Source organism: Pedobacter sp. ISL-64 (assembly GCF_018613605.1).
Lineage (GTDB): Bacteria > Bacteroidota > Bacteroidia > Sphingobacteriales > Sphingobacteriaceae > Pedobacter.
This window is the reverse complement of the sequence record NZ_JAGGPU010000009.1, coordinates 162762-187945: the sequence shown is the minus strand read 5'-3', so window position 1 is coordinate 187945 and position 25184 is coordinate 162762. Positions and strand designations below refer to the sequence as shown.

15 protein-coding genes are annotated in these 25184 nt (G+C 39.2%); all 15 read left to right on the top strand.

Annotated elements, in window-relative coordinates; genetic code table 11:
- Positions 1–23 precede the first annotated feature (23 nt).
- Entirely contained in the window at positions 24–383 is a 360-nt protein-coding gene (locus J7E57_RS14075; RefSeq protein ID WP_215124877.1) for a twin-arginine translocase TatA/TatE family subunit, read from the top strand.
- Positions 384–394: 11 nt separating this feature from the next.
- A complete protein-coding gene (locus tag J7E57_RS14070; protein WP_029287719.1) occupies positions 395–595 on the top strand; it encodes a twin-arginine translocase TatA/TatE family subunit in 201 nt (66 codons plus the stop codon).
- A gap of 18 nt (positions 596–613) precedes the next feature.
- Positions 614–2032 (top strand): Asp-tRNA(Asn)/Glu-tRNA(Gln) amidotransferase subunit GatA, encoded by a 1419-nt coding sequence (gene gatA / locus J7E57_RS14065; protein ID WP_215124878.1) that lies wholly within the window; start codon positions 614–616, stop codon positions 2030–2032.
- Positions 2033–2221: 189 nt separating this feature from the next.
- Entirely contained in the window at positions 2222–3625 is a 1404-nt protein-coding gene (locus J7E57_RS14060; protein ID WP_215124879.1) for a lytic transglycosylase domain-containing protein, read from the top strand.
- A gap of 191 nt (positions 3626–3816) precedes the next feature.
- Positions 3817–6132, top strand: a complete 2316-nt coding sequence (locus J7E57_RS14055) for an NADP-dependent malic enzyme (protein WP_215124880.1) — start codon at positions 3817–3819, stop codon at positions 6130–6132.
- Positions 6133–6138: 6 nt separating this feature from the next.
- Positions 6139–6723, top strand: coding sequence for a Holliday junction branch migration protein RuvA (ruvA, locus tag J7E57_RS14050; RefSeq protein ID WP_215124881.1), 585 nt, complete (start codon positions 6139–6141; stop codon positions 6721–6723).
- An 11-nt stretch (positions 6724–6734) separates the two neighbouring features.
- Entirely contained in the window at positions 6735–13934 is a 7200-nt protein-coding gene (gene sprA, locus J7E57_RS14045; protein ID WP_215124882.1) for a cell surface protein SprA, read from the top strand.
- Positions 13935–14335: 401 nt separating this feature from the next.
- Positions 14336–15064 carry a thrombospondin type 3 repeat-containing protein gene (locus J7E57_RS14040; protein ID WP_215124883.1) on the top strand — a complete coding sequence of 243 codons (729 nt, stop codon included), beginning with the start codon at positions 14336–14338 and terminating at the stop codon, positions 15062–15064.
- 309 nt (positions 15065–15373) lie between these two features.
- Positions 15374–15754, top strand: a complete 381-nt coding sequence (gene gcvH / locus J7E57_RS14035) for a glycine cleavage system protein GcvH (protein WP_108197822.1) — start codon at positions 15374–15376, stop codon at positions 15752–15754.
- 10 nt (positions 15755–15764) lie between these two features.
- The gene (locus J7E57_RS14030) at positions 15765–16190 is read left to right on the top strand and encodes a VanZ family protein (RefSeq protein WP_251029917.1); all 426 of its coding nucleotides are present in this window, start codon (positions 15765–15767) and stop codon (positions 16188–16190) included.
- A 45-nt stretch (positions 16191–16235) separates the two neighbouring features.
- A complete protein-coding gene (locus J7E57_RS27275) occupies positions 16236–16361 on the top strand; it encodes a hypothetical protein (RefSeq protein WP_262897863.1) in 126 nt (41 codons plus the stop codon).
- Positions 16362–16513: 152 nt separating this feature from the next.
- Positions 16514–19330 carry an outer membrane beta-barrel family protein gene (locus J7E57_RS14025; RefSeq protein WP_215124884.1) on the top strand — a complete coding sequence of 939 codons (2817 nt, stop codon included), beginning with the start codon at positions 16514–16516 and terminating at the stop codon, positions 19328–19330.
- 174 nt (positions 19331–19504) lie between these two features.
- Positions 19505–22276, top strand: coding sequence for an outer membrane beta-barrel family protein (locus tag J7E57_RS14020; RefSeq protein WP_215124885.1), 2772 nt, complete (start codon positions 19505–19507; stop codon positions 22274–22276).
- A gap of 97 nt (positions 22277–22373) precedes the next feature.
- Positions 22374–22589: a ferrous iron transport protein A gene (locus J7E57_RS14015; RefSeq protein ID WP_055913318.1), complete on the top strand. Its 216-nt coding sequence runs from the start codon at positions 22374–22376 to the stop codon at positions 22587–22589.
- On the top strand, positions 22570–24708 hold the full coding sequence (gene feoB, locus J7E57_RS14010; RefSeq protein ID WP_215124886.1) for a ferrous iron transport protein B: 2139 nt from the start codon (positions 22570–22572) through the stop codon (positions 24706–24708). The genes J7E57_RS14015 and feoB overlap by 20 nt, the downstream gene beginning before the upstream one ends.
- Positions 24709–25184: the final 476 nt, after the last annotated feature.

Below are 25184 nucleotides of genomic sequence, written 5' to 3'. Positions count from 1 at the left end.
TATTTGTATAAATTATATTAGTGATGTATCAAGGCACGTTATTAGAGTTTTTAAACATGGGTGGATCAGAGATCGTACTCATTTTAGTGGTGGTTCTATTGTTGTTCGGAGGTAAAAAATTACCTGAACTTGCAAGAGGACTAGGGAAGGGGATCAGAGAATTCAAAGATGCCTCTGATGGTGTTAAGCGTGAAATCCATCGGAATATCAATGCAATGGATTTAGATAAAGAAGCAGCAGAAGAAACAGCGGTAAACCATAGTCAGCGTCATCATCCAACAGAAGAATCACCGGTTGATGAAAAAATAGAGGCAAGTGAGTCACACATTGATCTGAGCAAGCCTACTGACGAAAAAATTGTAACTGACAAAGAAAAAGTTTAAACAAAAAAATCATGTTAAATACAACAATAGCAGCAATGCTTGGAACACCAGAAATTATCATTATTGCGGTAGTGGTATTGTTATTATTTGGTGGTAAAAAAATTCCTGAATTAATGAGAGGTTTAGGTAAAGGTGTTAAAGAATTTAAAGATGGTAAAGATGGCGTTGATGGAGAACAGGTAGATCCGTCTAACCGTGATAAAACCGTTTAATTGCAATAATTTTTAGTTTTGAAGAAATACAGCTCTCTTAAAGAGATTCAAACACTCATTGCGCAAAAGCAATTAACTTTACCCGATTTATTAGCTTATTATTTTAAGCAAATTGAAAATAATGAACACCTCAATGCATTTAATGAGGTGTTTTTTTTATCGGCCGAAGTTCAGGCGAAAGCGATACAGCAAAAAATAGAAGAAGGTACTGCAGGTAAACTTGCAGGGATGGTAATTGGTATTAAAGATAATATTTGTTATAAAGACCATATCGTTACTGCATCGTCAAAAATGCTCGAAGGTTTTGTATCTCCATATTCTTCTACAGTTGTGCAGCGATTATTACAGGAAGATGCCGTTATTATCGGCCGTTTAAACTGTGATGAGTTTGCGATGGGCGGCTCTAATGAAACTTCATACTATGGGGTTGCTAAAAATGCTGCAAATCCCGACCTTGTTCCTGGTGGATCTTCAGGCGGCTCAGCTGTAGCCGTTCAGGCCGATATGTGTTTGTCTGCCCTGGGTACCGATACCGGTGGCTCGGTAAGACAGCCAGCTGCATTTTGTGGTCAGATCGGGCTTAAACCTACTTATGGGCGCATTTCAAGGTATGGTGTTATCGCCTACGCTTCTTCTTTCGATCAGGTTGGGCCAATTACATCATCAGTAGAAGATGCGGCCTTGCTTTTACAGGTTTTAGCCGGCGCTGATGATTACGATTCTACTGTTTCGCCAGATGCAGTGCCCGATTACCCTGCTCATTTGAATGAACATAAAAAACAAAAAATAGCAGTATTAAAAGAAACTATTGAGAGCGAAGCCCTCGATCCCGAAATCAAATCGGCTATTTTAAAATCAATCGAGCAGCTCAAGTCAGATGGACACACTGTTGAGTATGTTTCTTTTGATCTGTTGGGTTATCTGGTTCCGGCCTATTATATCTTAACAACGGCCGAAGCCTCTTCAAATCTTTCGCGTTATGATGGCGTTCATTACGGACATCGTAACCTAGAGGCGAAATCGCTAAATGAACTTTATAAATTATCACGCGCCGAAGGTTTTGGCGAGGAAGTAAAACGCCGCATCCTTTTAGGTACTTTTGTTTTAAGTGCGGGATATTACGATGCTTACTATCAGAAAGCACAGCAGGTTCGCCGGTTGATCAGAGAAAAAATGGATGTTTTGTTTCAGGATTATGATTTAATTCTTTCTCCTGTGGCACCAACAGCAGCTTTTAAAATTGGCGATAATGTTCAGGATGCAATTGTGATGTATATGGCCGATATATTTACCGTATTGCCTTCTTTAAGCGGAAATCCGGCTATTGCTTTGCCACTAGGCAATAATGCAGCAGGATTGCCGTTAAGTATACAGTTTACAGCCAAACATTTTGAGGAAGATAAGCTTTTGGCTTTTTCTCAGGCATTTTTATCATAGTTTTATCGTCATTGCGAGTTACCAAGCATTATAGTTAAGTATGGCAATGGCATTTTATTAACTGTTTTTCTAGGCGTTGTCTAGAAGGTTCGCAGGTTCTTACTCTTTTCCTTGTTATGAAAAGACGAGTCTGTATAAAGGTTTGTGAGGACATAAGCCACAGTTAATGGAAATTTGAACCAATAGCCCATGATTAAAAAATTACTTTTTGCTTCAATTTGCGCTTGTTTAGGATACATTTCTTCTTCTTCCGCGCAACAAACGCTCAAACTGGATAGTCTTCCGAAGATTCACAACAACATCTTTATCAATACCGATACCGTAGCTGTACCGGCTGTTTCAGAAAACCCATTAACCATGGGCCAGAACTTTATCTATAAACTCAGGCTCGATTCTATTGCTAAAACGGTACCTCTTCCTTACAACGAGTACGTTCAGCAGTATATCGATATTTATGCCAAGCGTAAAGATATGTTCGGGAAAATGATCGGCTTATCTAGCTATTATTTCCCGATTTTTGATAAAGCCTTAAAAGATTATAATATTCCACAGGAAATAAAATATTTAACGATCGTCGAATCACAGATGAATCCGCATGCCATTTCTAGAGTAGGAGCAACAGGTATCTGGCAGTTTATGTTCGGCACTGGTAAGGCCTATGGCCTAAAGATGGATAACTTTGTGGATGAACGTAAAGATCCCATCCAGGCCAGTTATGCAGCGGCAGCCTATTTTAGAGATGCTTTTGAAGAGCTTGGCGATTGGCTGTTGGCCATTGCCGCTTATAACTGCGGAAAGGGGAATGTTAACCGGGCTATTGATAAAGCAGGATCGAGGGATTTTTGGGTAATCAGACAGTTTTTACCTAAAGAAACCAGAAATTATGTGCCGGCATTTATTGCCGCAGTTTATGTAATGAATTATTCTGGCAAACATCAGATTACCGCGCAAGCCTCGAGCATGTTCTTAAAAACCGATACGGTTCAAACTACCCGTTTCGTGTCGCTGTCTATGCTTGCAAAAGTGTTAAATATTGATGAGGCGGCGATTATGGCCTTAAATCCATCCTACAAGAAAAAGATCGTAAATGGTACAGATGATGAGCCGAAGCGTATTGTAATGCCTAAGTTAAGGGATGTTGATTATGCAGGTATTTATGATGTGCTCAACAATCAGGACGTGGCTGTGAACATGAAAGTACTAGCCGCCAGTACCGATGATGCAAGAGATTTAAGAAAGAAGAAAACCAAAAGTATAGCTACATCCTCAGTAGTTTATCATAAAGTTAGCTCAGGACAGAACTTAACAACTGTAGCCGATAAATATGGTGTAGAGGTACAGGATTTAAGGGTTTGGAACGGTTTAAAAAGCAAAACGCTGGTGCTGGGACAAAAACTAAAGATTTACGCCAAAAACCGGACGCCATTAAAAGCACCATCATCGTTTTTAAGTTACAAGGTTAAAACCGGCGATACCCTGTCTGAAATTGCAGAGAAATTTGACGGTGCAACCGTTCAGAGCATCAGAAGAGATAACCGTTTATCAAAAGCTGGTTTGCAAGTAGGGATGATCCTGAAAATCAACAGAGGATAACAGGGCAAACCTGACAATGGCATTCATTTCTTGATTAAAAAATCTGAAATTCTATTAACAGTGCTTGGTTTAATCCAATTAGTGTAACGGTAGCTTAGTGTAACGTCTTATTTAACTTTTTTGAGGGGCTTTTTATTTTATGCCTCATAAAAAGAATTGTACCTTTGCCCCCGTCACTAATAAGTTACGTAATGAGTAAGACCACTAGAAAGCAAGATGCGCTTGATTACCACTCGCAAGGCCGTCCAGGAAAGATACAAGTAGTACCCACAAAACCTACAACATCGCAAAGAGATTTAACTTTAGCGTATTCTCCTGGCGTTGCAGAGCCGTGTTTGAAGATTGCAGAAAATAAAGAAGATGTTTATAAATATACCGCAAAGGGTAACCTGGTTGCGGTAATCAGTAACGGTACAGCCGTTTTAGGTTTAGGCGATATTGGCCCGGAAGCCGGAAAACCGGTAATGGAAGGAAAAGGTTTACTTTTCAAGATATTTGCTGATATTGATGTATTTGATTTAGAGTTGGATACCAAAAATGTTGATGATTTTGTGAAAATTGTTAAGGCTTTGGAGCCAACATTTGGTGGTGTTAACTTAGAAGATATCAAAGCACCAGAATGTTTCGAAATTGAGCGTCGCTTAAAGGAAGAAATGAACATTCCGGTAATGCATGATGATCAACATGGTACAGCGATTATTTCGGCTGCGGCATTGTTGAACGCTTGCGAAATCTTCAAGAAAAAAATGGATAAGATCAAAATTGTAGTTAATGGTGCTGGTGCCGCTGCAATTTCTTGTACCAAACTTTATGTTTCTTTGGGTGCTAAAAAAGAAAACATCGTTATGTGCGACCGTTCTGGCGTGATCCGTAAAGACCGTGAAGTACTTGATGATATTAAAGCTGAATTTGCTACCGACAGGAAAATCAACACTTTGGCAGAGGCCATGAAAGATTCTGATGTATTTATCGGTCTTTCATCAGCAGATTGTGTTACAGCAGAAATGCTGACTTCGATGGCCAAAAACCCTATCGTTTTTGCGATGGCCAACCCTAATCCGGAGATTGCCTACGAACTGGCGATTAAAACCCGTAAAGATATTATTATGGCTACCGGCCGTTCTGATTATCCGAACCAGGTAAATAACGTTTTAGGTTTCCCTTATATTTTTCGTGGTGCGCTTGATGTTCGTGCAACAGGCATTAACGAGCCGATGAAAATCGCTGCCGTTAAAGCCATTGCAGAATTAGCTAAAAAATCTGTTCCAGAATCGGTAAACTTAGCTTATAACGCCCGTAACCTTAAATTTGGTAAAGAATATATTATCCCAAAACCTGTTGATTTTAGATTAATTACAGAAGTTTCTATCGCGGTAGCTAAAGCAGCAATTGAAAGTGGCGTAGCCCGTAAAATTATTACCGATTGGGATGCCTATAGCGAAGAACTGAGAAAACGCCTTGGTTTGGATGATGCCATTATGCGTGCCATCACTACAAAAGCTAAAACAGATCCAAAAAGAGTCGTATTTGCTGAAGCCGATAATTACAAGATTTTAAAGGCCGCACAGATTGTTAACGATGAGAATATCGCTATTCCGATCCTTTTAGGAAATAAAGATAAAATACAGGCCATTATTGATGAACACGGTTTAGAGTTAGAAGGTGTTGAGATCATCGATCAGATGCAGAATCCTGATAAAACCAAACAATATGCCGAGGCGCTTTATCAAAAACGTCAGCGTAAAGGGGTTTCATTAACTGATGCCACTAAATTATTGAGAGACCGTAACTACTATGGCGCATCGATGGTTGAGTTTGGCGAAGCAGATGCGATGATTTCGGGCCTGACCAAAAATTATGGATCTACCATTAAACCTGCTTTACACGTAATCGGTGTTGATCCGAGTGTAAAACGCGTTGCTGGTATGTACATGATGATGACCAAAAAAGGTCCTGTTTTCTTCGGCGATACCACTGTAAATGTAGATCCAACAGCAGAAGAACTGGTAGATATTACTTTATTGCTTGATAAATCTGTTAAGCAGTTTAACATCAAGCCCCGTATCGCTTTATTATCGTATTCAAACTTTGGTTCAAACGATGGTGTAACACCAAATAAAGTAAGGGAAACGGTTAAACTCCTGCATAAAAATCATCCAGAGGTAATTGTGGATGGAGAGATGCAAGGAAACTTTGCCATCAACAACGAACTGCTGAAAGATAATTTTCCATTTAGCACGTTGGCCGATGCTCCGGCGAACACTTTAGTGTTCCCAAATCTGGAGTCTGGAAACATTGCATACAAATTGTTACAAGAGTTAGGCGGTGCCGAAGCGGTGGGGCCGATCTTGTTAGGACTGAATAAACCTGTTCATATTGTTCAATTAGGTAGTTCTGTACGCGAAATCGTCAATATGGTTACCATTGCTGTTGTAGATGTGCAAGCAAAAGAAGAAATTGCAACATCGAAACGAAAAGGTATATTTGGAAAAACAACTAAAAAGTAGAATTACATGTACGCCTATATTGATGGTAAATTGACATTCAAGAACCCAGCATATGTTGTGGTTGAAGCCGGAGGTATAGGCTATCATATAAACATTTCTTTAAATACATACAGCGCTTTAGCTGATGCAGAAAGGTGTAAACTATACACCTGGCTGCATGTAAAAGAAGATGCACATACATTATACGGCTTCGCCGATGAAGGCGAACGCCGTTTATTTTTACATTTAATATCGGTATCGGGAATTGGGCCAAATACAGGCAGAATGATTTTATCATCTATCACACCTATAGAAATCCAGACCGCAATTGTTAAAGCAGATTTGCCTCTAATTCAAAGAATTAAGGGCTTAGGCGCTAAAACCGCACAACGCCTGGTTTTAGAGTTGCAGGATAAATTAAAAAAAGAAGGGGTAGATTCATTAATTTCTATGCCTCAACACAATACTGTTAAAGATGAAGCGTTATCAGCATTAGTAATGCTCGGATTCGCCAAACAAACCGCCGAAAAAACTATAGACCAGATTTTAAAAGTGACAGAGGGAACACTTTCGGTAGAGCAACTAATTAAACAAGCTTTAAAAACTTTATAGATCTACTGCCTTTGAAGAGAATATCTACATTTCTGTTTCTCATCCCTCTTTTCTTAATTGCTTCTCAAAACGCTTTCTCTCAAGTTGTTCCAAGCAAAGCGGATACTATTACCCCAAAAAATAATTTTAGTTTACGCGAGAAAGAGCATTTAGGACTTAGTCCGGCCGTTAATCCGTTTTATCCGGCACCTAGCAATTTAAAACGTGTTGTAGAATACGATGCCAAGAATAAACGTTATGTGGTAAAGGAGTTAATTGGCGAAAAATTTGTTTTAAACACACAATATTTAACCATTGATGAATACCAGCGATTGGTTAACAGCGAGATAAAACGCGGTAACTGGCGTAGCATTTCAAATGCAGAAGTAAGTGATTACAGAAGCACTGGCATCATTCCTCAGATCCAGGTAAACAGCAAAGCTTTCGAAAAATTATTTGGTGGAACAACCATTGATATTCAGCCCCGTGGAGAGGCAGAACTCACCTTTTTAGGCCGGGTAAATAAGAATGAAAACCCGCTTTTTAACGAAAGACAAAGGGTACAGACCAATTTCGATTTTAACCAAAGAATCCAGATGGATCTGGTTGGTAATATCGGAACCAAACTAAAAATTAAAAGTAATTACAATACCGAGGCCCAATTTGATTTCGAAAATCAGATTAAGCTCGATTATACCGGCGGACCTGATGATATTATCCAAAAAATTGAAGCGGGTAATGTAAGCTTGCCTTTAAATACCTCTTTAATTACCGGAACCCAGGCACTCTTCGGTATTAAAACACAATTAAAATTTGGGCGTTTAAACGTAACAAGTGTTTACACGCAACAAAAATCTCAATCACGGGAAATTAAAATTACCAATGGGGCGCAACAAAATACCACCACGGTAAATATTGATAGCTACGAAGCCAATAAACACTATTTCCTCTCACAATATTTTAGGAATAACTACAATAAAAATCTTGCTAACGCACCTATTATTACCTCTCCGATTCAGATTACCAAAATTGAGGTATGGATTACCAATAAGGCAGGTAATACTACCGACTCCAGAGATGTATTGGGTTTGATGGATTTGGGTGAAAATGTTCCTTTTAACAATAATTTAATTACCGGAGGAACTTCCGGTCTGCCGGCAGGAACTACCGCTACGGGTTTCCCGCAACAGTCTAACAACTTGATCTCGCAGTTAAATGCTTATCAGGGCGGTGCTATAAGACAGACAAATTCTAATGCCGTCCTTTCTTTCTTCCAGACAACACCGGCCAATAGCAGCAATACCGATAACTTTGCTAAACTGGTTTACGCCAGAAAGTTAACCGAGCGTGAGTTTACCTTTCAGCCACAGTTGGGTTATTTATCGTTGAACAACCCATTAAATGCTGATGAGGTTTTAGCTGTTGCCTACCGTTATACCTACAACGGTGTGGAATATCAGGTAGGTGAGTTTTCTACCGATGTTTCTTTTGATGCGGCAAATCCAAAAGTACTTTATGCTAAATTGTTAAAGAACGAAACCACCAAGATCCAATTGCCAACATGGGATCTGATGATGAAAAATATTTACTCTATCGGAGGGTACCAGATCAGCAGTCAGAATTTTAAACTTGATATTTACCGTATCGATAACGAAACCGGTGTGGATAACCCGGTAATGACTGAAGGACAAAATACTGCAAATAAGCAGTGGATTGCCTTAACTGAATTTGATCGTTTGAACCAGCAAAATGAACGCAGGCCCGATGGAGTTTTCGATTTCGTGGCCACAAATAATGCTTTTGGGTCTTATTCTACCGCAAGCAATGCCAATCAGGCGAGTATGTTCGGCGTGGGGAGCAATGGACAAACTTCGTTGGTAACCAATACCAATTCGGGTTATATCACCATCGATCCGGCAAATGGAAGAATTATTTTCCCTGTGATTGAGCCATTTGGTAAAGATTTAGCTGCGAAGTTTTTACCGAGCGAGCAGGCATTGATCAATAAATATACTTTTACTGCGCTTTACGATTCAACCCAAACCATCGCTAAGCAGTTGTTCCAAAACCAGAACAGGTACACCATTAAGGTAAATTACCAATCTGATATTTCTTCTGAATTTAGTTTAAATGCCATTAACGTTCCGGAAGGATCGGTAAAGGTTTTTGCAGGAACAATGCCATTAACTGAGGGGATAGATTTTACTGTCGATTATCAGGGTGGCCGGGTGAGCATCATCAACCAGGCACTTTTGGTGTCTGGTCAACCGATTCGGATCACTACTGAAAACAGTGAAACCTTTGGCCTGCAGCAACGATCACTTTTTGGAACCCGTTTAGATTACCGTGTAAACAATAAACTAAATCTGGGCGGTACTATCATGAACCTGACCGAGAAACCTTTAACCCAAAAGGTAAACATCGGCGAAGAGCCTATTTCAAATACCATTTGGGGAGCAGATATTAACTACAGCTCGCCATCAAGATTTTTAACAAAACTGGTTGATAAACTTCCGTTCATTTCAACCAAAGCACCTTCGAGTGTAACGTTTTATGGAGAGTTTGCACAATTGATCCCTGGGCACCCAAGGGCATTGAATTTTGCCGGCAGTAAAAACGGAGTAAGTTACTTGGATGATTTCGAAGCATCCAGATCGGTAATCGATTTAAAGAGTGCCATTGCCTGGCAGCTATCAGGTACGCCACAGCTTTTCTCAGAGTTTGATAAATCCAACGATTTATCTTACGGTTACAACCGGGCAAGAATTGCATTTTATAACATCGACCCAACTTTTTATAATTCGGCGGCATCTACCACTCCTGCAAATATCAGGGGCAACCGGGGAGAACTTTCCAATCACTATGTTAGAGAGGTAATTGAGCAGGAGGTTTTTCCGTTTAAAGAAACGGCAACCGGGCAGGCCTTAAACATTACCACTTTCGATGTGGCTTATTATCCAACTGTTAGGGGGCCATATAACTTCCGCCCTACAGATTTTAGACCGGATGGAACATTATTGCAGCCTAAAAATAACTGGGGAGGTTTCCAAAGAAAAATCGAAACCAACGATTTTGAAGCCTTAAATGTGGGTTTTATTGAGTTTTGGGTAATGGATCCATTCATCTATAAGCCAAATTCTACCGGTGGCGACATGTATTTTAACTTGGGAAATATCTCAGAAGATATTCTTAAGGATGGCAGAAAATCCTTAGAAAATGGTCTGCCAGCCACAAACGACCCAAGCAAATACGAAGAAACCGCTTGGGGCCGTGTACCCAAATTGCAACCCGTTGTACAGGCTTTCGATAACAATGCCAGTTCGCGTAGAGCACAGGATGTGGGTTTGGATGGATTATCAGATGCTGATGAAAAAGTAAAATTTGTTGCGGCAATTACGCAGATTAAATCGCAGTTAAATGCCACCGCTTCTGCCGCACTTGATGCCGATCCATCATCAGATAATTATACTTATTTCAGAGGTCCGGCATTAGATCAGATCAACGCGGGTATTCTTAAACGCTACGAAAAATATAATGGAACGGAAGGAAACTCTAAAACTTCGCAACAGTCGCAAGAAGAACTAGGACTTGAAAATTCTGCATCTACTTCTTTACCCGATGGGGAAGACATCAACCGCGATAATAACATGACGCAAAGTGATGAGTATTTTCAGTATAAAGTTTCTATCCGCCCGGGAGATTTAAATGTTGGTCAGAACTTTATTACCGATAAGGTTACCTCGCAGGTAAAATTGGCCAATGGAAATACCCAGGCCGTTTCATGGTATCAATTCAGAATCCCAATCGGTCAGTACCAGGAGAAAGTAGGCGGTATCCAGGATTTTAAATCGATCCGTTTTTTCAGGATGTTTATGACCAATTTCGCTGATACTGCGGTGATGCGTTTTGCCAAGTTGCAGTTAATCCGTGGGGAGTGGAGAGAATATAATGCTTCCAACCAAGCTGCACAGGTAATCGTCGATCCATCGTTGCCCGCACTTACCCCTGATAATTCTACTATTGAAGTTTCGACAGTAAATATTGAAGAAAATGGAAAGCGTTCACCGATTCCATATGTTACCCCTCCGGGCATTCTTCGCGAGCGCGACTATAGCAACTATCGTGGCGATACACGTTTAAATGAGCAATCGCTATCGGTTATTGTAAAATCGTTAAGAGATGGCTATGGTAGAGCAGCATTTAAAACAGCCTATAGCGATTTCAGGTCTTACAAACATTTGGAAATGTTTATTCATGCCGAGGCTGTTAATAATCAAATTTTAAATGATAATGATGTTGCCGCATTCTTAAGAATCGGAACCGATAACCAGGATAATTATTATGAATATGTAATCCCGTTAAAGGTAACCAATCCGGGTACAAGCGATCCTGATGCCATTTGGCCGGAAGCCAATAGAATGGATATTGATTTAACACTTTTCCAAAATGCCAAGCTGGCCCGTAACGTAGCTAAACAAGCCAACGGACAACCATGGCCTACAAATGTTCCATTTACCTATACCGACGGAAATAGAACTATTATAGTTAAAGGGCAACCTGATATGAGCAAGGTTAGGGTGTATATGGTAGGGATTAAAAATCCGCTCCGTGCTGCCAGTGATGAACGGAATGACGATGGCCTTGATAAAAATGCACTGGTTTGGTTTAACGAATTGAGGTTAACTGAATTTGACGAAAAAGGCGGTTGGGCAGCTACCGGAAGATTGAACTTAAAATTGGCTGATTTTGCAGATGTAAATATTTCCGGAAGTAAATCTACCATCGGTTTCGGATCTATCGATTCGAAGGTGAGCGAGCGGAACCGTGCGGATAATGTATTGCTTGATGTTTCTTCTGCTATGGAATTAGGTAAGTTTCTGCCGCAAAAATCGGGTGTGAAAATCCCAATGTTTGTGAGTTACTCTAAACAGGTTTCTACTCCGCAGTACAATCCAAGAACGCCAGATATCGAGCTTAAAAATGCGCTAGAGCAGTCGACAAAAGAACAAAAAGATTCGATTTTAAACTTTGCACAGGATTATACCGTTAGAAGAGGCATAAACTTTACCAATGTTAGAAAAGAGCGCACTAATAACAGTAAACCTATAAGGCTGTGGGATATTGAAAATTTTGCCGCAAGTTATGCTTATACCCAATATAATCATCGCGATTTTATTAATCAGAGCAGCATTCAGAATACCTATAGGGCATCGCTGCAGTACAGTTATTCTAAAGAAGCCAAAACAATAGCGCCGTTTGAAAAGATTATTAAATCAAACATGCTGGCTTTATTGAAGGATTTCAACTTTAGTATTTTTCCAAGTGCCATTAATTTCAGAATAGATGTAGATCGCTTATATTCAGAAAATACCTTACGGAATAACGATCCGAATAATACCATCGGGGTTTACCAGAGTGGCTACGGTACCACCTTTAACAAGAACTTTACCATGAGCAGGATTTATGGTGTCGCCTGGAACCTTACCCGTTCGTTACAGTTAGATTTTAATGCCACAAATTATTCGATCATTGATGAACCGGATGGAAGACTTGACGGTTTAAAACGTGATACCGTTTGGCAAAACTTAAAACGTTTAGGGCGTACAACCGATTATAACCATAATTTAAACGTTACTTATAACCTGCCAATTGATAAAATACCAGGACTAAACTGGATTACCGTAAAAACCCGTTATGGTACCAACTTTAACTGGCAAACTGAGCCGCTTTCTACTTTACGCGATCCGAATATTAATTTGGGTAATACGGTACAGAACAGCAGAACGGTACAGATAAACCCAACCTTAAACCTAACTACTTTATACAACAAGTTTGGTTTTATCAGAAAGGCAGGCAACGACCAGGAAGGAAGTGGTGCTAAGACATTTTTTATTAATCTATTAACGAGTGTAAAAAACGTTAATGCCAGCTTTGTACAAACCAAAGGTATTTTCTTGCCGGGCTATCTGCCAACCACCAGGTATTTTGGTATCGATAATGCAACGGGGGCACCCGGCTTGGGCTTTGCTTTCGGAAGTCAGCGCGATATTCGCGATATGGCATTAAACAACGGATGGCTAACCACTGATACCTTACAGAACCAACTGTATGTAAACACACTCAGAGAAGATTTTCAGCTTACCGGGCAGGTAGAGCCATTTAAAGATTTACGGATTACGCTAAAAGCCAATAAGGCGCAAACAAGAAACTTTTCTACCAATTTCAGGTATGTAGCCAGTGTATCATCGTTCGAAAACTTAAGTGCTATCACCACGGGCGATTATAGCGTATCGTATATTGCTTTGGGTACGGCTTTCAAAGAAAATAATTCAACGGTAATTTCGGGTCTGTTTAACCAGTTTATGGCGAATAGGATCATTATCTCCAGAAGATTGGGTGCTCAGAATCCAAATTCAGGGGGTGTAAACGGCGGTTATGCCGATGGTTATAGCAAAGAAAGTCAGGATGTAATTATCTCTGCTTTTATGGCTGCTTATTCGGGCAAAGATGCCGGGAAAACGAAAATGAACGCCTTCCCTAAAATTCCACTTCCAAACTGGAGTTTAACCTATAGCGGTTTAACACGTATTCCTTTTATCGCCGATAAGTTTTCGTCTGTCGATATCAGACACGGCTATCGCTCTGCCTACAATATTAATGGTTTTAACTCATTATTGCGCTACCAGGAAACCAATGGTGCGGTTAGCAGTAGAGATGTAAATAATAACTTTTTACCGGAATACCAGTTTGCTCAGGTAACCATTTCTGAATATTTTTCTCCGTTGGTTGGTGTTGATACCAGGTTTAAAAATAACCTGACCGCTTCTTTCGAATTAAACCGTTCACGTTTATTGGGATTAAGTTTATCAAACAGCCAATTGGCGCAGTTATCAGAAAACAATATGGTTTTAGGATTGGGCTACCGTACCAATAAATTCCGTTTCCCATTTGGATGGTTTAAAAGCCTCAAAATGGATAACAACATGGATTTCAAACTGGATGTGGCTATCCGCGATAATAAAACCGTTATTTACCGTGCAGATGTGACCGAAGCCGAAGTTTCTTCAGGCGCGAAGAACATTACATTAAGGCCGAGTGTAGATTATGTGTTGAATCAGAAATTTAATATCAAATTGTTTTACGATTCGAATATTACCAAGCCTTATACTTCGCAAACTTTTAATACTTCGTTCAGTAACTTTGGATTTAGCTTAAGGTTTACATTGAATTAGACTGCATTTTGGGATTTAAAAATTTGAGTTCGATTAACCACGTCGAACTCAAATTTTCATGTTTTGGAAATTAACCGACATCACTACGCATGCACGTAAGGCCGCAGCCATTGCCGATATGTTTCTATATTTATAAAATGGAAAATATTTTTAGAACTTTTATATGTAACGATGGTGCGTAGGAATTAAAGTGAAACGCCCAGTATGGGATAGATCGGTTGCAAATTAATTGTATGCCAACCTATAGAGATATGCTTTGCAAGCTAATATAAAGCAGTCCAATTCAGTGTTTAAAATACAAGACAAGATTTGAGATTCGTATTAATAATTCATGAATGCATAACTAGTTAGACTTAATTTTTAATACTATCTTACAGCAGGATAAACTAATAATTAAAACTATGAAAAAAATTAAACTAATTGGATTAGCATTGCTGTTTGCCTTTTTTATTGTAGGCTGTGAGAAGCAATTTACTAATGAAGAACCAGAACTTACAACGTTCAAAGGTAATAGGAATTTACGAGCTGATGGTACACCATGCCCTTATCTAGATGATTCTGATTGTGACGGACACCCCGACTATTCTGATAACTGTCCCAATAATTACAATCCTGGCCAGGAAGATACGAATGGGAATGGAATTGGTGATGTTTGTGAAACTGGACCAGGTCACACTCCCCCTACTCCAGTATCTGGTGATCCGGTAACGGCAGGTTATTATTATGACACCCATTGCGCGGTTACTGGATCAATGAGCACTGGCTGTGGACTTGCAAAAGGGATTAAGGAGGTGTTACTCGAAACTAAAGATTTGTTCGCAAATACCAATATTTACAATCCTGTAGTTGCTTATTATAAAATTGATGAATATGGAGGCACTGATTTATCGGAAACTACACCAGATAAATGTACAGCGGCTAATTGCTATATTACTGTTAAATCACTAACAGGTACCGCTTTTCAAATTAGACAAGCAAATGTGAACTATATTAATGCAAAATTAGCCCATATAGATGAATTAATTGCTTCGTATCCAAACTTGTCTGACTACTACAATGAATATAAATCAGGTTGTACACAAGCTTTTTGGCTTAGTAGTAATAGCTTACCTGTTTTTATTTTACCGTAATACTGAAGACCTTCCTTATCAAGCAGGGAATTGTTGGTTTATATCAATCAACAATTCCCTTAATAGCTTAATTCGTTTTCTATGTAATCATTTTACGGTATTTACAACAAGCCAAGTTAATTAAATAGATGGAATCGATTGATAGATAAAACTTTTTTTTAAGGCGTTGCTATTGGTGAAACTAAATTGTACTTTTGGGCCGTTGACATACTTAGAATTATGAGCAAATGAATAAATGTTTGCAATTACGTGTGCAACAATCAAAATAGAACTAATACAAAATACTCATATTCAATAAGTTAAATTATAATGAATTTTCCATCAGAATTAAAATACACTAAAGACCACGAGTGGGTTAAAGTTGAAGGTAACGAAGCTATTATCGGTGTTACTGATTTCGCTCAGCGCGAATTAGGTGATATTGTTTATGTTGATATCAATACCGTAGGCAGCGAAGTAGCAAAAGAAGAAGTTTTTGGTACTGTAGAAGCTGTTAAAACGGTGTCTGATTTATATATGCCGGTTACGGGCACGGTATTAGAAGTTAATGCTGAGCTAAACGACAATCCGGAATTGGTAAACTCTGATCCTTATGGAAAAGGTTGGATGGTAAAAGTATCTTTAGCTGATTTAGCTGAGGTAGAGGATTTATTAACAGCAGAAGCTTACCAGGAACTGGTAGGGGCTTAATTATTATATTTTGTACGAAGCACTGAAACAGCAAAAATGGGCCGTTCTATGGACCATAGTGGTTTTAGTGCTTTGTAATATGGAAATTTCCGATTCGGTAGGTGGAAGCGGTTTTTTCTTTAAAGGCTTTGATAAAATGACCCATATGGGTTTTTTCTTTGTCTTATCTGTATTACTCTTCTACGGGAAAATAAGATATCAGCATACCTTTGCTTTCAGAACATTAACCATTTTTAAAATATTGCTTATCAATGCAGTACTTGGAGGCGGAATTGAACTGTTACAATGGAAAGTTTTTACCTACCGGTCTGCAGAATGGTGGGATTTTGGCTGCGACATGTTAGGTGCATCTATGGCAGTTTTTAGTTATGTATTGCTTCATAAATTAAATTTCAATGAAACCATGACGAATACGCCGCTTACCAAAAACAATTAATGTATCCGGAATAGCTTCATTGCAATTGAAAATAAAATAAAATCAATGAAAACGAAAGTTAGTATCATCTGTGTAATTGTGGCCATAGGTTTAAGTGGATGCAGTATCTTTAAAAAGAACTGTAACTGTCCAAAAGTGTACTACAAAACTTATCCTTCGCCACAAAAATAATCCCCTCTTCGATCGACCTTCCTTTTAGGTCTGATCGCCTTGCTAAAAAGCTGTATTTAAAATGTTACCAAGCTTTTAACACACCTTAACAAACCTTTGCGCCTTTCCCTAGTCTGATAGCTTAGTTTTGTATTATAATATCTAATTTTTTGATGAAAAAAAACGTTCAGCGGGCAATATTCATTGTGCTCCTATTTTGTGGATATATTGCCCAGGCTCAAAATACTGGCTCAATAAGCGGTAAAGTAATTAACGCGAAAGATAAAAAGCCGGTTGACTTTGCTACAATAGCAGTTAAGAGCTTAAAAGATTCGAGTGTTGTTGCTTCAGGGCAAACCAATCCGGATGGATCTTTTAGTTTTAAGGGCATTGCCCCAGGTAAATATAGAATCTACTCCGCCTTTTTAGGTTTAAAAACAGCTACTAAAGATATAGAAGTGGCTAAAGCAGCAGTAAATGCCGGCGAAATTGCCATGAGCGACGATGGCGTTGATTTAAAAGATGTTAACGTTACCGCAACCATTCCAATTGTGGTAAAGAAAGACACCATTGAATTTGATGCCAAATCTATTAAGGTACGCGAAAATGCCGTTGTAGAAGATTTATTAAAAAAAGTACCAGGCGTAGAGGTGGCAAAAGATGGAAGTATTAAAGCCCAGGGCGAAACCATTACCAAAGTAAAGGTGGATGGAAAAGAATTTTTTGGAAACGATCCCTTATTGGCTACAAAGAATCTTCCTGCCGATATGGTTGATAAGATTCAGGTAATTGACGAGCTTTCCGAGCAGGCCCAGTTTACCGGTATTGATGATGGAACAAGAAATAAAATCCTGAACATTACAACCAAAAGCGGCATGAAACATGGTTATTTTGGAAACAGTACGGTAGGCTACGGTTCCAATGACCGATATGATGCAAGTTTGAACGTCAACAAGTTTGATGAAGACAGGCAGATTAGTTTTATTGGCCAGTTTAACAACGTGAACAAACAAAACTTTGGTCAGGGCGGTGGTGTAGGCAACGGATTTGGAGGCGGTGGTGGTCGTGGAGGCGGCGGTTTTGGCGGCGGTGGAGGCGGAAGTAGCGCTGGTGGAAATGGTGGTATCACCAATACAAATGCAGCGGGTTTAAACTTTGCAGATACCTATAAAGATGGGACCCAGTTTCAGGCCAGTTATTTCTTTAACAAAGCAACATCCGAACTGTTGCAGAATTCGCGCACACAAAATCTTTTAGGTACAGGAACAACCGATATTAATCAGAAATTAGATAATACTACAGATCGGATCAACCATCGTTTCAATTTTATGGTTGATACTAAAATAGACCCTTCGTTATCGATCAAGATTCAACCCAATGTAACCTATACCGAAACTGATGGGAACAGCGTTACAGACTATACCCGTAATTTTATAACTTCATTAACAGAAGGTTTACAACGGAACACGACAACTGCAGCTACGCCTGCGTTTAGCAATAATTTATTAGTAAGAAAAAGTTTTAAACGTAGAGGTCGTACCCTTTCGTTAAACGTTAGTACCAGTATTAATGATAATAATGGTACGAATCTTAACTATAGAGATGAAACGATTACCACTGGTACTTCAAAGAGAGATTCATTAACCAACCAGTTGAATAATACAAGCAGTCATTCGATTAATAATACGACACGATTAGTTTATACTGAGCCCTTAAATAAAACCTTAAGTGTAGAATTTAATTACCAGAATGGGTATTCAAATAGCGATTCGCAAAGAGATGTTCTTAATTACAATCCTTTAACTTTGCAATATGACCTTGTAGACAATACTTTCTCGAATATTTATAATAACCGTACCCTTACCAATGCGGCAGGCGTTAGTTTAACAACAACAGAGAAAAAGTATAACTGGAATATTGGAGTAGCTGCACAGCAAACCAACAGGGTGAACACGAATTTAACTACTGGCTTAAAGCGTACGCAGAATTTTATTAATATTACCCCTTCTGCGCAGTTCAGGTATAACTTTAGCAACCGTAAACGCTTGTTTATTAATTATCGTGGTTCTACCACTCAACCAAGCATCGATCAGATTCAGCCAATTCCTGATAATACAAATTCGCAAACTATTTATGTAGGTAACCCAGCTTTAAAACCTTCTTTTAATAACCAGTTAAGGATTAATTTCAATAACTTTAATATTGAAAACGGTAGATTTTTCTTTGCAGGACTAAATTTGACACAAACTTTCAACAGTATCGGTAATAGTGTTGCACAGCTGCCTAGTGGTATTCAACAGGTGAGTTATATTAATGTTGATGGTGTTTATGCAGGTAATGCTAATGCAACATGGTCTTTACCTTTAATGGCAGAGCGTAAATTAACCTTAAATATATCAGGTAATGGAGCTTATAACAGGAATGTAAATTACATTGTTCCACAGGGCGGTACCACATCAGTTAAAAACATTACCAATACGTATACCATTTCCAACGGTTATAAACTGGTTACCAACGTTGATAAATTTGATTTAACGGGTGGTATCACCGGTAGCTATACCAATTCATCCTTTTCAGCCCAACAATCTGCCAATACACAGTTTTATACCATTAATCCAAGCTTCGATGTAAGTTATGTATTGCCAGCCAATATCAGGTTAGCCATAGATATTGATTATTTCAGAAATTTTGGTGGTGGCGATCTGTATAACCAGGAATATACTATCCTTAATCCATACATCAGCCGTCAGTTCTTTAAAAACAGAGGTACATTTAAATTCTCTGTTAATGATGCACTTAACCAGAATACAGGAGTAAGCAGAACAGCTACAGGTACATCAATTCAGGATGTTAACTTTAATGTGTTAAAACGCTATTATATGTTGTCATTCACTTATTCGTTAACCCGTATTGGTGGCAGAACAATGAGTGGAGATATGCAGATGCCAGGTCAACGCGGTGGCGGTGGCGGCCAGCGCATAAGAATGTAAAGTATAATGCTTAAAATAATGAGAGTCCTGATGAAAATCGGGACTTTTCTTTTTATGCCCATTTCGTTTCCATATTAAATGTGTGATTGACATTTGTGTATTTCAAATGTTACCTAAGTAAAATAAACCTTTGTAAAAGTCGCTAGTCTCTATGCTATAAACCAAACTAACCGAATGAAACAAATTTTTACGCTCCTACTTATTTTATCATCTTTTTATGTTTACGCTCAGAAAACGGGTTCAGTTAGCGGACGGGTTATTCAATCAAAAGATAAAAAACCGATCGATTATGCTTCTTTGGCTGTTAGAAACCTAACCGATTCGAGCATGGTTGGTGCAGTGAGTACCAGCGAGGATGGAAAATTTGTTTTCAAAAACTTAAATCCGGGTACTTACAGACTTTATGCTGCATTTTTAGGCTTAAAGAATATTACAAAAGATTTTACAATCGCTGCAGATAAAACAGATGTGGCCTTGGGCGATATTGTTTTAGAAGGTGGCGCAATAGACCTTCAAACGGTTGATATTAAAGCAGAAATTCCGCCAATTGTAGTAAAAAAGGATACGCTCGAGTTTAATGCAAGCTCGTTTAAAGTGGTAGAGAATGCTGTAGTTGAGGATCTGTTAAAGAAATTGCCAGGCGTAGAGGTAGATAAGGCCGGAACAGTAAAAGCCCAGGGCGAAACCATTACAAAAGTTAAGGTAGATGGTAAAGAGTTTTTTGGGAACGATCCTTTATTGGCCACTAAAAATCTTCCGGCCGATATGATCGATAAAATTCAGATTATTGATGAACTGTCAGATCAGGCACAGTTTACCGGAATCGATGATGGTTCGAGAACCAAGATCATTAATATCACCACCAGAAAGGATAAGAAAAATGGTTATTTCGGAAACAGTTCTGGAGGTTATGGTTCTAACGACCGTTACGATGTAAATGCGAACATCAACCATTTTAATCAGGACAAACGCTTAAGCGTAATTGCACAGTTCAACAATGTAAACAAACAAAACTTTGGTGGTGGTTTAGGTGGAGGAAATGGCGGCAGTAATGGTGGCCGGGGCGGAATTACCAATACAAAGGCTGGCGGGTTTAATTTTTCGGATGAATATGCCGATCAAACCGAAATTAGCCTGAGTTATTTCGTTAATAAATCTGACAACCTTATTCTGTCGAACAGTGTAAGGCAAAATTTATTGGGTGATGAAACTACGGTTTTTAAGAACAATCAGACCAATAATTCCGATCGGTTAAATCACCGCTTAAACTTTATGGTTGATACCAAGATTGATTCATTGACATCACTTCGGATACAGCCGAATTTAAGTTATACCGATAACGAGAGCTTAAACAACAGCACCTATACCCGTGATTTTAATAAGTATATGATTACCGGATCACAATCGTTAAGAAATCATAATACTGCACCATCCATTAGCAACAACATTTTATTGCGTAAAAAATTTATGCGAAGGGGAAGAACACTTTCATTAAACTTCAGTACCAACATCAACAATAACGATGCTGATAATTACAATACAAATCCTGAAACCAGAAAAGAAAACGGAACGACCACTCAAAAAACGACCGACCAGTTTAACGATCAGGAGAGCGAGTCCATCAATCAGAATACAAGATTGGTATATACCGAGCCCCTGGATAAAACCTTGAGCTTGGAGTTTAATTATCAGAACGGTTATAACCACAATACATCCGATCGTTTTACCTATAATTTCAATCCAGCTACCTTACAATACGATTTATTGGATGAAACCTTTAGCAATGCCTACGAAAATACCATTTTAACCAACTCGGCAGGTTTTAGCTTTAATAAAATGGCGAAAAAATACAATTGGAATGTGGGCATGGCGGTTCAGAATACTGATCGCACAAATAACAATATCAGTAAGGGATTTGTACTCAAGCAGAACATTTTCAACTATACGCCCTCGGCCATGTTCAGGTATAATTTTAGCAACAGTAAACGCTTGGTGTTTAACTATAGGGGTAGCACAAACCAGCCAACCATTCAGCAGTTACAGCCGATCCGGAACAATACCAACACACAAAGTATCCCCGTTGGTAACCCCGATCTGAAACCCGAATTCAATAATACCCTTCGCGTAGCCTACAATACGTTTACCGTTGGAAAAAACAGATCGTTATTCGTGAATTTAAACCTTACCCAAACCTCAAACCGGATTGCGAATAGTAGTAGCTTAATTCAAAGTGGCGAAGACCAGGGAAAACTGGCTATTACTCCAGTGAATGTAAACGGTGTTTACTCGGGGTCTATTTCCTCTTCATTAAGTTTGCCGATTATGGCAGAGAATAAGCTGAACTTTCATATCAATGTTAGTGGTAGTTATGATAGGGATGTAAACTTTACCAACGCTTTAAAAAATATTACCAATAGCTGGTCTATTACCAATGGTTATCGCTTGGTTTCCAATTTAGATAAGCTCGATTTAACAGCTGGTTTAAATGGTTCGATTAACCGTGCAACCTATTCGGTTCAGCCTAATTCTAATACGCGTTATTATACCTTTAGTCCAAATGTGAGTGTAAGTTATTTATTCCCTGGTGATATCCGTTGGGCAATAGATGCCGATTATAACCAGAATACCGGAAGGGGAGAGGGTTTTGATACTCATTTTACCCTGGTTAATTCTTACATCAGCAAACAGTTCTTTAAAAACAGGGGAACCTTTAAAGCGGCGGTAAACGATTTGCTGAACGAAAACCAGGGCGTAAGCCGTACAGCCAATAACAATACCATCCAGGATGTAAGTTATAATGTACTGCAGCGTTATTTTATGTTTTCGTTTACCTATTCACTTAACCGCATGGGGGGTAAAAACCGCATCAGGGGAGGCGAAGAGGGTGGCAGGAACCGTGGAGGTAATGGCGGTGGCGGCTTTGGCGGGGGCAGACAGCGGAACTAGATCATTTTAGGGTAAAGCTGTGTAATTTATATCCCACACACGACTATCTTATTTGGAATAAATCTAAAGAAAGGTTAACTTGCGCCAAATTTAGCACATGAAACTGTCGCACCTAAAAGTTGGAGAAAAAGGAACAATTGTAGCTTTTACAGATTTAGATATGTCTGTAAAGTTGATGGAGATGGGCTGCTTGCCGGGTGAGGTGGTAGAAGTAGAGCGTTTTGCTCCTCTGGGCGATCCAATGGCGATCCGTGTTGCTGGTTATCAGCTTTGCTTGCGTAAAAGCGAAGCCGATGTTATCATTATTCAATAAAAAGCTGGGTTTGGATATTAAAGTTGCGTTAGTTGGTAATCCCAATACAGGTAAATCTACTTTATTTAACCGTTTAACAGGGTTAAATCAAAAAATCGGAAATTTTCCAGGCATTACTGTCGATAAGAAAACAGGTTTTACAAAACTTGCCAATGGTAAAGAAGCCGAAATAATAGATTTACCGGGAACGTATAGTTTATATCCGAAAAGTGCTGATGAAAGCATCGTTTTTCAAGTACTTGCAGATAAAAAAAACAATAGCCATCCTGATGTTATTGTCCTCATTGCCGATGCTTCCAATTTAAAGCGTAATATGCTTTTGTATTCGCAAGTGGCAGATTTAGGCATTCCTATGATTTTGGCCCTGAATATGATCGATCTTTCGGATAAACAAGGGATCGAGATCAATCTGGATAAACTTGCAGAGAAACTGGGTGTCCAGGTGGTTCCCATTTCAGCACGGAACAACATTGGGATTGACAAACTAAAACAGGCTATTGCCAATACCAATAAAATTGCCACACAGCTCCAGGATGTAGATGTGAATTTTCTGGCTCCTGAAGCTATTAATGCCATAAAATCGAAACTTAATTCTGATAACGATTATTATGCGCTGCAGGTTTTGCACCAACATGAGCATTTAACTTTCTTTACCGAAAAAGAACAGGAAGAAATTGAAAATATAGAGCAGTCGCACCATTTTGAGTCTTCAAAAATTCAGGCTGCAGAAACCATTGCCAGGTACAAACACCTCAGTACTATTTTATCTGATGTGGTTGTTGACAAGGGTACCGAAAAGAAGTTTTCTTTCAGCGATAAATTAGATGCTATTTTAACCCATAAAGTATGGGGATTTGCCATTTTCTTGCTGATTCTTTTTGTTATTTTCAATGCCATATTTGCCTGGTCATCTTATCCAATGGACTGGATTGAGACTGGTTTTGGTTTTATAACGAGTACCGGTCACGAATATTTGCCGGCGGGCATGCTTACCGATCTGTTATTGGATGGTGTTGTTGCCGGGCTAGGCGGCATATTCGTGTTTATCCCACAGATTGCAATCCTTTTTGCCTTTATATCCATTTTGGAAGATACTGGCTACATGGCCCGTGTTACCTTTATGATGGATAAAATTATGAGCAAGGTTGGCCTTAACGGTAAATCGGTGGTGCCGATGATCGGCGGTTTGGCTTGTGCAGTTCCGTCTATCATGGCTGCAAGAAATATCGAAAACTGGAAAGACAGGATGATTACTATCATGGTTACCCCATTGGTAAGCTGTTCGGCAAGGCTTCCGGTATATATTTTAATCATTTCGTTAATTATTCCTTCTCAAACCGTTTTAGGTGTTTTTAACCTGCAGGGACTGGCGCTAATGGTGATGTACCTGGTAGGGATTATTGCTGCGGTACTGGTGGCCTGGGTAATGAAATTCATCATCAAAACCAAAGAAAGATCTTATTTTATCATGGAGTTGCCGGTTTACCGCATGCCAAGGTGGAAAAATGTGTTCTACACCATGTACGAGAAATCAAAAACTTTTGTTTTCGAAGCGGGTAAGGTAATCATCGCCATTTCCATCATTCTTTGGGTAATGGCCTCTTTCGGGCCGGGAAGCCGTTTCGAAAGTATCGATAAAAAATACGAATCTGCTCTGGCCGATACTACAAAAAATACAGATCACATTAAAACCCTGGTGGCTACCGAGAAATTGGAAAACTCTTATGTGGGCATTCTTGGCCATTGGATCGAGCCTGCCATCCGCCCGCTGGGTTATGATTGGAAAATTGGCATTGGTTTAATTACCTCTTTTGCTGCCCGCGAAGCTTTTGTAGGTACTATGGCTACGATTTATAGCGTCGATGGCGGTGATGAGGATACAAGCACCATTAGAGAACGCATGTCGGCCTCGGTTAACAGTCGTACCGGTTTGCCTGTATATACTTTTGCTACTGGCATTTCATTAATGCTTTTTTATGCTTTTGCCATGCAATGTATGAGCACAGTAGCTATTGTATACCGCGAAACTAAAGGCTGGAAATGGCCGGTTATCCAATTGGCTTATATGACAGCCATGGCTTACGTTGCTGCGCTTGTTGCTTATCAGTTGTTGAAATAAATAGATCCGTCATTTCGAGCGGAGTGCAACGCAGCCGAGAAATCTGTCTTGATAAACCTGGCTCCAGACTTAATATCTCGACTAAGCTAAAATAATAGTTTTTACAACAACGTATTATAGTGTTATGTCACCCTGAGCGTAGTCGAAGGACATTCGTTATCAGATTATAATATTAAAGGTTAGAAGAGCAATTCCTGTATAATTATCCAGGTTTCTTCCTGCTTTCCGTTTTATCCCGACTGAAAATGCCGGGATGCTCACTCCAATCAGGTCTAAGTGGCTCGTTAGGTGGTGCTACTTTTGGCTGGGTGTTTAGCTACACAAACCTTTGTTCCTAAACCCGGTAGTAGCGGCAGCCCGATTCTTCATCGGCTATAGCGAATAACGGGACTACTGTTCCCGATTAATATTGAATGCTCATTTCAAATAAAAAATTATATAAAAGCTATTAGGAGCGCAGCGTCTGTAGAACTATC

Coding starts and splice junctions, on each gene's coding strand:
- J7E57_RS14075 (WP_215124877.1), top strand. CDS start 24: ATGTATCAAGGCACGTTATTAGAGTTTTTAAACATGGGTGGATCAGAG.
- feoB (WP_215124886.1), top strand. CDS start 22,570: ATGTTATCATTATTCAATAAAAAGCTGGGTTTGGATATTAAAGTTGCG.
- J7E57_RS14040 (WP_215124883.1), top strand. CDS start 14,336: ATGAAAAAAATTAAACTAATTGGATTAGCATTGCTGTTTGCCTTTTTT.
- J7E57_RS14015 (WP_055913318.1), top strand. CDS start 22,374: ATGAAACTGTCGCACCTAAAAGTTGGAGAAAAAGGAACAATTGTAGCT.
- ruvA (WP_215124881.1), top strand. CDS start 6,139: ATGTACGCCTATATTGATGGTAAATTGACATTCAAGAACCCAGCATAT.
- J7E57_RS14025 (WP_215124884.1), top strand. CDS start 16,514: ATGAAAAAAAACGTTCAGCGGGCAATATTCATTGTGCTCCTATTTTGT.
- J7E57_RS27275 (WP_262897863.1), top strand. CDS start 16,236: ATGAAAACGAAAGTTAGTATCATCTGTGTAATTGTGGCCATAGGTTTA.
- gcvH (WP_108197822.1), top strand. CDS start 15,374: ATGAATTTTCCATCAGAATTAAAATACACTAAAGACCACGAGTGGGTT.
- J7E57_RS14070 (WP_029287719.1), top strand. CDS start 395: ATGTTAAATACAACAATAGCAGCAATGCTTGGAACACCAGAAATTATC.
- J7E57_RS14020 (WP_215124885.1), top strand. CDS start 19,505: ATGAAACAAATTTTTACGCTCCTACTTATTTTATCATCTTTTTATGTT.
- J7E57_RS14055 (WP_215124880.1), top strand. CDS start 3,817: ATGAGTAAGACCACTAGAAAGCAAGATGCGCTTGATTACCACTCGCAA.
- J7E57_RS14060 (WP_215124879.1), top strand. CDS start 2,222: ATGATTAAAAAATTACTTTTTGCTTCAATTTGCGCTTGTTTAGGATAC.